The organism is Acidovorax sp. GW823-FHT01C06 (assembly GCF_058798375.1).
The window spans coordinates 97,761-109,509 of record NZ_JBXAKN010000008.1 but is presented as its reverse complement, the minus strand read 5'-3'; the positions used below and the strand labels follow the sequence as shown (position 1 = coordinate 109,509).

Genomic DNA, 11,749 nt, shown 5'->3' with positions numbered 1-11,749 from the left:
TCATGGTACGCGGCAAAAAGGGGCCGAAGCCCCTGGTTGCCCTCTATTCCAGGCGGGTCAGGCCTGGTGACTGCCTGGCGCGGGCGACCTACCCGCCGTGGAACTTGACCACCAGCGGCACGATCAGCAGCGCCACGATGTTGATGATCTTGATCAGCGGGTTGATGGCCGGGCCGGCGGTGTCCTTGTAGGGGTCGCCCACGGTATCGCCGGTCACGGCGGCCTTGTGGGCCTCGCTGCCCTTGCCGCCGTGGTGGCCGTCCTCGATGTATTTCTTGGCATTGTCCCAGGCGCCACCGCCGGTGCACATGCTGATGGCCACGAACAGGCCGGTGACGATGGTGCCCATGAGCAAGCCGCCCAGCGCCTTGGGCCCCAGCAGCAGGCCCACCACGATGGGCACGACCACGGGCAGCAGGCTGGGGATCACCATCTCCTTGATGGCGGCAGTGGTCAGCATGTCCACGGCCTTGCCGTACTCGGGCTTGCCCGTGCCGTCCATGATGCCGGGGATGGTGTTGAACTGGCGGCGCACCTCCACCACCACGGCGCCGGCCGCGCGGCCCACGGCCTCCATGGCCATGGCGCCGAACAGGTAGGGGATCAGGCCGCCGATGAACAGGCCGATGATGACCAGCGGGTCGGACAGGTCGAACGTGATGGCGCGGCCGTAGCTCTCCAGCTTGTGCGTGTAGTCGGCGAACAGCACCAGCGCGGCCAGGCCGGCCGAGCCGATCGCATAGCCCTTGGTCACGGCCTTGGTGGTGTTGCCCACGGCGTCCAGCGGGTCGGTGATGTCGCGCACGCTGCTGGGCAGCTCTGCCATCTCGGCGATGCCGCCGGCGTTGTCGGTGATGGGGCCGTAGGCGTCCAGCGCCACCACGATGCCCGCCATGGACAGCATGGACATGGCCGCCACCGCAATGCCGTACAGGCCCGCGAGCTGGTAGGCCGAGAGGATGGCCAGGCACACGAAGATCACCGGCCAGGCGGTGGATCGCATCGACACGCCCAGGCCCGCGATGATGTTGGTGCCGTGCCCGGTGGTCGAGGCCTGCGCGATGTGCTGCACGGGCGAGTACTGCGTGCCGGTGTAGAACTCGGTGATCCACACCAGCGCGGCCGTCAGCACCAGGCCGGTGGCGCAGGCGCCGAACAGGCGCATCTGGCTGCCGCTGGCCATGATGGCGTTGTCCGGCATGATCCACAGGGTGACGAAGTAGAAGGCGATGAGCGACAGCACGCCCGCGATCGCCAGGCCCTTGTACAGCGCGGGCATCACGTTCTTCATGCCGGGCGAGGCCTTGACGAAGAAGCAGCCGATGATCGACGCCACGATGGACACGGCGCCCAGCGCCAGCGGGTACACCACCGCATTGACCGGAGCCGCCGCCACCAGCAGCGCGCCCAGCACCATGGTGGCGATCAGCGTCACCGCATAGGTCTCGAACAGGTCGGCCGCCATGCCGGCGCAGTCGCCCACGTTGTCGCCCACGTTGTCGGCGATCACCGCGGGGTTGCGCGGGTCGTCTTCAGGGATGCCGGCCTCCACCTTGCCCACCAGGTCGGCGCCCACGTCGGCGCCCTTGGTGAAGATGCCGCCACCGAGCCGCGCGAAGATCGAGATCAGCGACGAGCCGAACGCAAAGCCGATCAGCGGGTTGAGCAGATTGGCCAGGTTGGCCGTGGGCGTGAGGTTGCCGTTGCCCGCCAGGAACCAGTAAAAGCCCGTGACGCCCAGCAGCCCCAGCCCCACCACCAGCATGCCGGTGATGGCGCCGCCACGGAACGCCACGTCCAGCGCCGGGCCGATGCCGTGCGTGGCGGCCTGCGCCGTGCGCACATTGGCGCGCACCGACACGTTCATGCCTATGAAGCCGCAGGCGCCCGAGAGCACCGCGCCCACCACGAAGCCCACGGCCGTGGTGCCGTCCAGAAAGATGCCGATGAGAACCGCCAGCACCACGCCGACGATGGCGATGGTCTTGTACTGGCGGGCGAGGTAGGCGGCGGCGCCGGCCTGGATGGCGGCGGCGATCTCCTGCATGCGGGCGTTGCCGGGGGCCTTGGCCAGGATCCATCCCCGGGCCCAGATGCCATAGGCCACCGCAATCAATCCGCAAACCAGAGCCAGTATCAGAGGGGCAGTCAGCGCTGTATTTCCAGCCATTCGTCACTCCTTGAAATATTCAGTTGCACGGAAGGAAACATCACAACGCGGGACGGTGGTGCTTCCGTTGCGTTGCTTCCTCGTGCTCCCTGGGCATTTCGCGGCAGGAGTCGATTGGCCAACGGGCCCAATTTACAGGCAAACGCCGGTTTGCAAGCGGGCAGAAAGGGGCGTGCGCCTAAAATCAGGGTTAATCCCGACGCTTCATTGCGCTGCGTCAGCGCCGGATGCCTCGCGGGTTATCGTTTTCAAACCACTATCCAAAGACATGTCCCTCAACAACGTCCCCCCAGGCAAGAACGTCCCCGACGCCTTCAATGTCGTCATCGAAATCCCGATGAACGCCGACCCGATCAAGTACGAAGTGGACAAGGAATCGGGCGCCATTTTCGTGGACCGTTTCATGACCACGGCCATGCACTACCCCACGAACTACGGCTACGTGCCGCAGACGCTGTCGGGCGACGGCGACCCGGTGGATGTGCTGGTGATCACGCCTTACCCTCTGTTCCCCGGTGTTGTCGTGCCCTGCCGCCCGCTGGGCATCCTGATGATGGAAGACGAGGCCGGCGTGGACGGCAAGGTCATCGCCGTGCCCACCTCCAAGGTGCTGCCCATGTATGACCACTGGAAGACCATCGACGACGTGAACGCCATGCGCCGCAACGCCATCGCCCATTTCTTCGAGCACTACAAGGACCTGGAAAAGGGCAAGTGGGTCAAGGTGCTGGGCTGGGAAGGCCTGGACGCCGCCAAGAAGGAAATCACGGACGGCATCGAGGCCTACAAGAAGTCCGGCAACGCCTGATTCCCGCACCCGGCCTCCGCACCGGCCGTTCGTGCCGGATTGGAGTCCGTGGAGGCCGCCAGCGATTGATGGTAAATCGCTGGCAGCTATCAAAATAGAAGCAATTGGTGAAAGCGCGCAGGTTCCTGGCCTGTGCGCTTTTTTCATGGCCGGGGGGCGGCACGCCCGCGCGGTGCCGGTCTGCCGCGCCCGGTCCCGTCTGTCATGGTCCCGCAACACGGCCGCCCTAGGCTCTGGCGCTTTCCTGGTTCATTCATTCCATTCAATCAACGGCCCGACAGGGCGGGAGCGGCGGCGATGGCACTGGTGCATTCATGGCGGCGCATGGCCGTGGGCGTGGCAACCGCCGTGGCGATGGCGGCTGCATTGGCGGGCTGCGGTGGCAACGGTGACGATGGCCGCGCACAGCCCATTGCCTCGCTGCGGCTGCTGGGCAGTGCGTCACTGCCCACGGGCACGGTGTTCGAAGGGGTCGAGTTCGGCGGCATCTCGGGTCTGGACCGGGCGGCGGACGGCAGCTACTGGGCGATCTCGGACGACCGAGGCGGCGAGCGGGGCACGCCGCGCTTTTACAACCTGGGCATCGACTACGGTGCCAGCGGCAACGTCACGGTCAAGATCAACCGCCAGGCGAACATGCTGCGCGAGGACGGCACGCCGTTCCCCGCCACGGCCCGCACGGTGGACCCCGAAGCCATCCGCACCGCACCGGACGGCAGCCTGTACTGGGCCTCGGAAGGCAACTGGAGCCCCACGGCCGCCAGCCGCTTCCAGCCGTTCGTGCGGCAGATGACGGCCCAGGGAGCCTTCGTGCGCGAACTGGCGATGCCCGCCATGTACCGCTACGTGGACAACGCCACGGAAGGCGCGCGCAGCAACAAGGTCTTCGAGGCGCTGGCGGTGGCGCCCGACGGCACGGTGTACGCGGCCAACGAGGACGCGCTGGTCCAGGACGGGCCCCTCACCACGCTGCAGGCCGGCAGCGTGGTGCGCGTGACGGCCTTCGACCCAGGCTCCGGCCGGCCCCGGGGCCAGTACGCGTACGCCTTGCCCCCGATTCCGGTGGACGCGGCCCCGGGCGCGCCGTTCGGGCCCGACAACGGCCTGTCGGACCTGCTGGCCGTGGGCAACGGCCAGTTCATCGCGGTGGAGCGTGCCTTTGCCTCGGGCGTGGGCAACACCATCCGCCTGGTGTGGACCGAGATCACCGGCGCCACCACCGATGTGATCGGCACCCCGCGCCTGGCGGGCGCCACCTATGCGCCCATGACGCGGCGGGTGCTGCTGGAGATGCCGCTGGCCTACCAGGGCGTGAAGCTGGACAACATCGAGGCCATCACCTGGGGCCACACGCTGCCCAACGGCCACCGCACGCTCGTGCTGGCGGCCGACAATAACTTCACGGCCGACACCCAGGCCAGCCAGTTCATCGTGTTCGAGGTGCTGCCGCAGTAGCGCCTGGGAGCGGCGCCCGGTTGAGGCGCCCGGCGGCCGCCCGGTGCCCGCCGGCACGGCGTGGGCAGCTATCGAATTGGAAGCGTCTGGAGGCCGCTGCGGCCGCAGGCCGCGCCCGGCGTGGACGCCGAAACCGTGAAACACCTGAGAGAAGATGCCGCGCCGGACTGATAGACTGGCTCAGCATTTTGTTACAAATGGGGGCGGCCGTGGCGGCGCCCTCCGGAAGGGTGATTCATGAAAATTTCCGATCTGCGCATCGGCGTCAAACTGGGCGTGGGATTCCTGTCGCTGGTGCTGTTCACGGCCTTGCTGGGCGCCATCGCGCTGGTGCAGATGTCGCGCATCCATGCCAATGCCGACGAGATCGCCACCAACCTGCTGCCCAGCGTGTCCCAGACCGGCGAACTGCGGGTGCTGCTCAACCGCATGCGCCGCTCGGAGGCGGGGATGGTCACCGCGCGCAACGCGGCCGAGGTCAAGGCGTTCTCCGAACAGGTGGCCGCGCGCCACAAGGACCTGGACCGCGTCGAAACCACGTACGAAGCCCTGATCGACATCCCCAGGGAGCGCGAGGTCTACGGCGCCTACAAGAAGCGCAAGGCCGCCTATGTGGAGCTGCAGGCCAAGCTGATGGACATCGCCCGGAACGTGGACTTCAGCACCACCGAAACCCTGGAGCTCACGAGCGACGCGCTGGGCATGCTCTATGCGGGCGAGTCCGAGGCCGCGTTCGTGGCCACCGCCGAGACACTGGGCGAGCTGCAGAAGATCAACACCGAGGCCGCGCAGCAGGCCAAGGAGGATGCCTACCAGGTCTTCTCGCTGGCGCGTATCTGGGTGCTGGGCACGCTGGCGGTGTGCGTGGCGCTGGCGGCGGTGCTGGGCATCGGCATCACCCGCGCCGTGACGGGCCCTGCGCGCCATGCCGTGCAGGCCGCCCGTGCGATCGCCGGGGGCGACCTCACCTCCGAGGTGCCGCCCGGCGGCAAGGATGAAATGGGCCAGTTGCTCACCGCCCTGGGCGAGATGCGCCACAGCCTGGCGCGCGTGGTCTCGGGCGTGCGCGGCAACGCCGAAGGCGTGGCCTCGGCCAGCTCGCAGATCGCCTCGGGCAACAACGACCTGTCGGCCCGCACCGAGCAGCAGGCCTCGGCGCTGCAGCAGACGGCCGCCTCGATGGAAGAGCTGGGCTCCACGGTGCGCCAGAACGCGGACAACGCGCGCCAGGCCAACCAGCTGGCGATGAGCGCCTCCACCGTCGCCCAGCAGGGCGGCGACGTGGTGGCCGAGGTGGTGGACACCATGAAGGGCATCAACGACAGCAGCCGCAAGATCGCCGACATCATCAGCGTGATCGACGGCATTGCGTTCCAGACCAACATCCTGGCGCTCAACGCGGCGGTGGAGGCGGCCCGCGCGGGCGAGCAGGGCCGGGGCTTCGCCGTGGTGGCGGGCGAGGTGCGCAGCCTGGCCGGGCGCTCGGCGCAGGCCGCCAAGGAAATCAAGGCCCTGATCGGCACCAGCGTGGAGCGCGTGGAACAGGGCACCGCGCTGGTGGACAAGGCGGGCGCCACGATGACCGAGGTGGTCGGGGCCATTCGCCGCGTGACGGACATCATGGGCGAGATCAGCGCGGCCAGCAGCGAGCAGAGCCAGGGCGTGTCGCAGGTGGGCGAGGCGGTCACGCAGATGGACCAGGCCACGCAGCAGAACGCGGCCCTGGTGGAAGAGATGGCGGCCGCCGCCAGCGCGCTCAATGCGCAGGCCGGAGACCTGGTGAATGCGGTGGCGGTGTTCAAGCTGGAGGCCGGGGCGCAGCCCGGAACGGCGGCGCCGGTGCGGCCCCCCGCCGCGGCCATGCCCGCGGCCCGGCGGGTGGCGGCGGCACCCCCGCCGCCCGCGCTGGCCCCGCGCGGCGGCACGGCGGCGGCACGGGATGGCCATCGCAACAGCACGGCCCCTGCCGCCCACCTGCCAGCCCCCCGGCCCGCGGCACCGCCCGCCCCCAAGCCCGCCGCCGCACCGGCGGGCAGCGATGACGATTGGGAGAGCTTTTGAGCGGGAGCCTGCGAAGAATGCAAGCCAAATAGGCTGCTAGCGCTTGATACCCGAGCGCTGGCAGCTATCAAAAACAAAGCACGCGGGAGGAGGAGTCCTCGGGCGTGCTTTTTTTCTTGCGCGGGCGGCTCAGCGTTCCGGGTCGGGGTAGATCAGCTGAAGCCCCGGCAGGCCCGGCCGCTCGAAGGGCTGCCACATGGCGTCCGGCCCGTGGGGCTGTGCCAGCCGGTCGGCCACGGCCCACCAGGCGCTGGGGTTCAGGCCGATGCCGAAGTGGCTGGCGACCACCTCGATGTTCTCGGTGTGGGGGTTGTGCGCGGCTGGCGACTGGATGCTGCCGCGCCAGGCCACCACGCCGTCGGTGCGCGAGTAGATGCTGGTGGTGGGCACGGGCGGGGCCTCGGGCAGGTTGTAGCTCTCGGTTTCGCGCTCGATGCTGCGGCCGCTGGCGAACTGGTAGATGCGCCACGCGTTCGTGGAGGTGTGCGGGCCGGCGAAAGGCGTGCCCAGCGTCACCACGCAGCGCACCAGGCCGGGCATTTCCTTGGCCAGCTCTCGCGCATAGATGCCGCCCAGGCTCCAGCCCACCAGGCTCACCTTGCCGCCGCTGGCCTCGCTGGCCTCCTGCAGCTGGCGCTTGGCGGCTTCCAGCACGCCGTCCCTGGGGCCCAGGTTCAACCCCTGGCCCCAGCCCTGGGTTTCGTAGTTGCGCGACTCCAGGTAGCGGCGCAGCGGAACCGTGGTGGCATCCCCCGCCGTGAGGCCGGGGAACACGATCACCGTGTGGCCATCGCCCAGCGGGGCACGCTGCAGCACGGGCCAGGCGGGCAGCACCGCGCCAAACTCCCAAGGGGCCCGCAGTTCCAGGGCCAGCAGCGGCAGGCCTGGCGGCGGGATGTCGGCGGGATCGGTTTCTTTCTTGCTGAAGAAGGGCATCGGTTCATCATTTCAAACAAAGCGGGGCGCCATGTCGTGTGGCTTGCGGGTGTGCCGTGCAGGGCCTTCCAGGAAAAGAAGGGAAGGGCTGCACGGCGCACCGTGGGCGACGGTAGCATTTTTTCGCGGGCGGGCAGGGCGCCCGAATGGAGCTAGCTCTCCAATTCCAGGCCGCGAGGCCTGCGCTGGCGCCCCGGGGACGGCGGGCCCCGCGCCGCGAGGCAGGTCCTGGCCATCGCCGGCTGCTATGCTGCTGTGCCCGCGCCCGCACGCATCCGCGCGGCCCGCCCCGCCTGCGGGAGACCGTCCAGACGTTCCTCGGCCCCTCCATCCCTTGCTTTCCGAAAGCCCGCGCCATGATCGCAGCCCCTGCCTCCTCGTCCCGTCCCGCCGCAGCGGCCACCGCCGCCGCGCCTGCGGGCGAGTACCTGACCTTCCGGCTGGGGGCGGAGGAGTACGGCATCGACATCCTGCGGGTGCAGGAAATCCGCTCCTACGAGCAGCCGACGCGCCTGGCGCATTCCCCGGTTTTCATCAAAGGAGTGATCGACCTGCGCGGGCGCATCGTCCCCATCCTGGACCTGCGCCTGAAGCTGCAGTGCCCCGAGGCAAGCTACACCGAGTTCACGGTGGTCATCATCCTGGACATCGGCACGGCCGTGGTGGGCGTGGTCGTGGACGCCGTGGCCGACGTGGCCTCGCTGACCGCCGACCTCATCAAGCCCGCCCCCCAGTTCGAGCGCCAGGGCCACGTGGACCCGGCCTTCATCACCGGGATTGCCAGCCTGGGCGAGCGCACGCTGATCGTGATGGACATCGAGGCGCTGCTCAGTAGCGAGGAGACCGGGCTGATCGCCCAGGTCGCCAGGTAGGCCCGCAAGGCCTCACGGCGGGGGCCTGTGGTTTATCGCCCTCACGGCGTTCGCAAACGTAACAGAACGCGCTATGCTGGGTGCCAGGGGCCCCGGCCCGGACCGTGCGCGTGTACCGGTTCCAGGGCGGCGGGCCCGCCCTTGGGACGTGTTGGTCTTCCGCCGGGAGTTCTCTCATGGTTCGCGGCTCCGACTCTGCTGATTCCCGCACTGCCCGCCCGTGGGGCGGTGCCTGCCTGCACGGGCCCCGCATCGCCCGCAATCCCGCTCTCCTTCGCCCGCGCGCGCCATGGCGTCATCGCCTCGACGGGCGCCCCGGGCTGCCGTCCAGTTCCCGGTCCCCTTTCTCTTTCCCCACTTCAGGAGCGCTGCCATGAGCCAGTTCAAGATATCCACGCGCCTCGCCGGCTTGCTGGCGGCGCTGTGCCTGCTCGTTTTGCTGGTGGGCGCGGCGGGCCTGTTCGGCATGGGGCAGTCCAACGCGGGGCTCAAGTCGGTGTATGACGACCGGGTGGTGCCGCTCAAGCAGATCAAGGTGGTCGCGGACATGTATGCGGTCAACGTGGTCGATACCGCGCACAAGGTGCGCGACGGGGCCATGACGCCTGCCCAGGGCCAGCAGTCGGTGGCCGATGCGCGCAAGGCGATCGACACCAACTGGAAGGCCTACCTGGCCACGCACCTCGTGCCCGAGGAAGCCCAGCTGGTCGAGCGCTTCAAGCCCCTGCAGGCCAAGGCCGACGCGGCCGCCGACACGCTGACCGGCCATTTCCGATCGGGCGACACGGCGGCGCTGACGGCGTTCGCCGCCAAGGAGATGTACCCCGCCATCGACCCGCTGCAGGACGTGCTGGGCCTGCTCATGCAGGTGCAGCTGGACCGGGCCAAGGCCGAGTACGACCGGGCCGAATCGAGCTTTCAGGCGATTCGCGCCGTCGCGCTCACGGCCGTCGTGCTGGGCATCGTGCTGGCGGTGCTGATGGGCGGCGCCATGATCCGGCAGATATCGCGCGCCCTGGGCAATGCGGTGCAGATCACCGATTCGGTGGCGCGGGGCGACCTGACGGTGCCGATCGATGCGCGGGGCAGGGACGAGATCTCCCTGCTGCTGGGCGGCCTGACCACCATGCGCGACAACCTGGCCCATGTGGTATCGGGGGTACGCGGGAATGCGCAGGGTGTGGCGTCTGCCAGTGCCGAGATTGCGTCGGGCAACAACGACCTGTCCAGCCGCACCGAACAGCAGGCCAGCGCGCTGCAGGAGACGGCGGCGTCGATGGAGGAGCTCAGCTCCACCGTCAAGCAGAACGCCGACAACGCGCGCCAGGCCAACCAGCTGGCGATGAGCGCATCCACCGTGGCGGGGCAGGGCGGCGATGTGGTGTCGGAGGTGGTCGAGACCATGAAGGGCATCAACGACAGCAGCAAGAAGATCGCCGACATCATCAGCGTGATCGACGGCATTGCCTTCCAGACCAACATCCTGGCGCTCAACGCGGCGGTGGAGGCGGCGCGCGCGGGCGAGCAGGGGCGTGGCTTCGCCGTGGTGGCGGGCGAGGTGCGCAGCCTGGCCGGGCGCAGCGCCGAGGCGGCCAAGGAGATCAAGGCCCTGATCACCGCCAGCGTGGAGCGCGTGGAGCAGGGCTCGGTGCTCGTGGACAAGGCTGGCGTCACCATGACCGAGGTGGTGTCCTCCATCCGCCGCGTGACGGACATCATGGGCGAGATCAGCGCGGCCAGCAGCGAGCAGAGCCAGGGCGTGTCGCAGGTGGGCGAGGCGATCACGCAGATGGACCAGGTGACGCAGCAGAACGCGGCCCTGGTGGAGGAAATGGCCGCGGCCGCCAGCAGCCTGAGCCAGCAGGCCCAGGCGCTGGTGGGCGCGGTGGCGGTGTTCAAGCTCTCGTCCGACCAGTCCCGGCCCGTGGCCGCCGCTGCTGCCGCCGCCGTCGCGGCGCCGCCCCGGCCCGCCCTGCGGGCGGCGGGTGCCGCGATGCGCCCCGCCGGCGGCAAGGCGGCCCCCGCCGCGCGGCCACCTTCCATCGCGGCGGCCAGGCCGAAGTCCCCTGCACCGCAGCCCGTGGCGGCGGGCGCGGAGGATGACTGGGAGAGCTTCTGACAGGCGCCCGGGCTGGAAGGGGCCGGAAGGAGACGGGGCTGGGGCTGCGGCCTCTCCCTCAGCCCGTGCCGGCGCCGTGCGGAGCCAAGGCGGCCCTGGCCTCTGCCCCCGGCGGCGCCTGCCTGAACGGGCTGCGCTCCTGCAGTTCGTCCAGGTAGTGCTGGACGCCTTCGCTTTCGCGCGCCAGGAACCGCTCCACCGCTTCGGCGAAGGCCGGGTGCGCCAGCCAGTGGGCACTGGTGGCCTGCACCGGCAGCAGCGCGCGGGCCATCTTGTGTTCACCCTGGGCACCGCCTTCAAAGCGCCGCGCGCCGTGTTCGATGCACCACTGCAGGGGCTGGTAGTAGCAGGCCTCGAAATGCAGGCAGTCCACGCGCTCCAGCGCCCCCCAGTAGCGGCCATACGCCACGGGTTCATGGGCGTTTGGGCCGCTGGCGCTTGATGAATCCGCGCCGACAGCTATCAGACTGCTGGCAATGGGCCGCCCGTTGCGTTCGGCGATGAAAAGCAGCCAGGCGCCGGGCAGCTGCGCGGCCATGCGCGCGAAGAAGTCGCGCGTGAGGTAGGGCGGGTTGCCGTGCTCGAGGTAGGTGCGCTCGTAGCAGCGGTAGAAGAAATCCCAGTCCGCCTGCGGGATGTCCGTGCCGCGTGCCCACCGGAACGTAACGCCCGCATCGGCCACGCGGCGGCGTTCCTGGCGGATCTTCTTGCGTTTTTCCTGGGACAGGCTGGCGAGGAATTCGTCGAAGCTGCGGTAGCCGTCCCCGCCGCCGGGCGCGGGAGCCTGGTTCTTCCAGTGGAATTGCACGGTGTGCCGCAGCATCAGGTCGCGCCCCGCGCAGGTCCGCGCGTCGTCGTCGCTGGCAAACAGCACATGCACGGAAGAGACGTTTTCCTCCCCGCACCACTGGCACACGGCCTGCACCAGCAGCGCGCGCGTGGCCTCGTCGCGCGCCATCAGGCGCGTACCGGGCACGGGCGTGAAAGGCACGGCCACGACGGCCTTGGGGTAGTACGGCACGCCGTGCTGCTCATACGCGCTGGCCCACGCCCAGTCGAACACATACTCGCCGTACGAATGGCTCTTGAGGTACAGGGGGCAGGCCGCGATCAGCGTGCCGTCCTCCCACAGGGTCATGAACCGGGGGGCCCAGCCGGTGCGTGGGGTGGCGCTGCCGCTTTCGTGCAGGGCGGCCAGGTATTCGTGCCGCATGAAGGGCGTGGGGTGGCTTTGCCGGGCGAGCAGGGCGTTCCAGGCGTCGGCCCCGACGTCGAGCGGGGATGCGAGTACGCGGGCGATAATGGCGGCTTCAGCCATGCGATCCCCC

At 69.2% G+C, this 11,749-nt stretch carries 8 protein-coding genes; 5 read left to right on the top strand and 3 right to left on the bottom strand.

The annotated features are described in order from the left end of the window. Positions 1–88: 88 nt before the first annotated feature. Positions 89–2,170 (bottom strand): sodium-translocating pyrophosphatase, encoded by a 2,082-nt coding sequence (locus tag AC1RCS_RS17020; RefSeq protein ID WP_492245477.1) that lies wholly within the window; start codon positions 2,168–2,170, stop codon positions 89–91. Positions 2,171–2,438: 268 nt separating this feature from the next. Between AC1RCS_RS17020 and ppa the strand changes: the two genes are divergently transcribed. The 3 genes from ppa to AC1RCS_RS17005 all read left to right on the top strand — a co-directional run bounded on the left by ppa (position 2,439) and on the right by AC1RCS_RS17005 (position 6,494). Further along, positions 2,439–2,978 carry an inorganic diphosphatase gene (gene ppa, locus AC1RCS_RS17015; protein WP_218297607.1) on the top strand — a complete coding sequence of 180 codons (540 nt, stop codon included), beginning with the start codon at positions 2,439–2,441 and terminating at the stop codon, positions 2,976–2,978. A gap of 297 nt (positions 2,979–3,275) precedes the next feature. Continuing rightward, on the top strand, positions 3,276–4,433 hold the full coding sequence (locus tag AC1RCS_RS17010; protein ID WP_492245478.1) for an esterase-like activity of phytase family protein: 1,158 nt from the start codon (positions 3,276–3,278) through the stop codon (positions 4,431–4,433). A gap of 237 nt (positions 4,434–4,670) precedes the next feature. After that, entirely contained in the window at positions 4,671–6,494 is a 1,824-nt protein-coding gene (locus tag AC1RCS_RS17005) for a methyl-accepting chemotaxis protein (protein WP_492245479.1), read from the top strand. Positions 6,495–6,623: 129 nt separating this feature from the next. On the opposite strand, the gene AC1RCS_RS17000 is transcribed toward AC1RCS_RS17005, so the two are convergent. After that, positions 6,624–7,430 carry an alpha/beta fold hydrolase gene (locus AC1RCS_RS17000; RefSeq protein ID WP_218340960.1) on the bottom strand — a complete coding sequence of 269 codons (807 nt, stop codon included), beginning with the start codon at positions 7,428–7,430 and terminating at the stop codon, positions 6,624–6,626. Positions 7,431–7,786: 356 nt separating this feature from the next. Here AC1RCS_RS17000 and AC1RCS_RS16995 point away from each other — a divergent pair, with 356 nt between their 5' ends. Further along, positions 7,787–8,302 carry a chemotaxis protein CheW gene (locus tag AC1RCS_RS16995; protein WP_369642754.1) on the top strand — a complete coding sequence of 172 codons (516 nt, stop codon included), beginning with the start codon at positions 7,787–7,789 and terminating at the stop codon, positions 8,300–8,302. 373 nt (positions 8,303–8,675) lie between these two features. Beyond that, positions 8,676–10,421, top strand: a complete 1,746-nt coding sequence (locus AC1RCS_RS16990; protein ID WP_492245480.1) for a methyl-accepting chemotaxis protein — start codon at positions 8,676–8,678, stop codon at positions 10,419–10,421. A 58-nt stretch (positions 10,422–10,479) separates the two neighbouring features. Here the strand turns inward: AC1RCS_RS16990 and AC1RCS_RS16985 are convergent, their stop codons facing one another. Beyond that, positions 10,480–11,739, bottom strand: a complete 1,260-nt coding sequence (locus AC1RCS_RS16985) for a GNAT family N-acetyltransferase (protein WP_218294488.1) — start codon at positions 11,737–11,739, stop codon at positions 10,480–10,482. Positions 11,740–11,749 lie beyond the last annotated feature (10 nt).

What these genes read in the sequence shown, in the direction of transcription:
- AC1RCS_RS17020 (WP_492245477.1), bottom strand. Translation starts at nt 2,170, where the DNA reads ATGGCTGGAAATACAGCGCTGACTGCCCCTCTGATACTGGCTCTGGTT.
- ppa (WP_218297607.1), top strand. Translation starts at nt 2,439, where the DNA reads ATGTCCCTCAACAACGTCCCCCCAGGCAAGAACGTCCCCGACGCCTTC.
- AC1RCS_RS17010 (WP_492245478.1), top strand. Translation starts at nt 3,276, where the DNA reads ATGGCACTGGTGCATTCATGGCGGCGCATGGCCGTGGGCGTGGCAACC.
- AC1RCS_RS17005 (WP_492245479.1), top strand. Translation starts at nt 4,671, where the DNA reads ATGAAAATTTCCGATCTGCGCATCGGCGTCAAACTGGGCGTGGGATTC.
- AC1RCS_RS17000 (WP_218340960.1), bottom strand. Translation starts at nt 7,430, where the DNA reads ATGCCCTTCTTCAGCAAGAAAGAAACCGATCCCGCCGACATCCCGCCG.
- AC1RCS_RS16995 (WP_369642754.1), top strand. Translation starts at nt 7,787, where the DNA reads ATGATCGCAGCCCCTGCCTCCTCGTCCCGTCCCGCCGCAGCGGCCACC.
- AC1RCS_RS16990 (WP_492245480.1), top strand. Translation starts at nt 8,676, where the DNA reads ATGAGCCAGTTCAAGATATCCACGCGCCTCGCCGGCTTGCTGGCGGCG.
- AC1RCS_RS16985 (WP_218294488.1), bottom strand. Translation starts at nt 11,739, where the DNA reads ATGGCTGAAGCCGCCATTATCGCCCGCGTACTCGCATCCCCGCTCGAC.